Source organism: Methylophaga sp. UBA4204 (assembly GCF_002379485.1).
Classification (GTDB): Bacteria; Pseudomonadota; Gammaproteobacteria; order Nitrosococcales; family Methylophagaceae; genus Methylophaga.
Genome location: NZ_DFTU01000106.1, coordinates 32,449 through 32,877 on the forward strand (window position 1 = coordinate 32,449; position 429 = coordinate 32,877).

Genomic DNA, 429 nt, shown 5'->3' on the forward strand with positions numbered 1-429 from the left:
GTCACCGATAACATCACCAACGTTATCATCCGGGCAGAACACATCTACTTTCATGATCGGCTCCAGCAATTGTGGGCCCGCTTTCGGAATGGTTTGACGGAACGCACCCATCGCAGCAATTTCAAAGGCCATTGCTGATGAATCCACGGCGTGGAATGCACCATCAAACAAGTTTACTTTGACGTCAAGTAATGGGAAGCCCGCTAAAACACCACGGCCCATCATTTTCTTGAAGCCGGCTTCAACAGCTGGCCAGTATTCACGAGGAACGCTACCACCGGTTACGGTTGATTCAAAATTGAAACCGCTGCCTGGTTCACCTGGTTCAATGATGTAGTCAATACGACCGAATTGACCAGAACCACCCGATTGTTTCTTGTGGGTGTAACTGTCTTCGATTTTTTGCGTAATGGTTTCACGGTAAGCAAC

At 48.3% G+C, this 429-nt stretch carries 1 pseudogene; it reads right to left on the reverse strand.

The features are described from left to right. A pseudogene (locus tag B3182_RS15560) lies at window positions 1–429 on the reverse strand (elongation factor G); the annotation flags it as partial.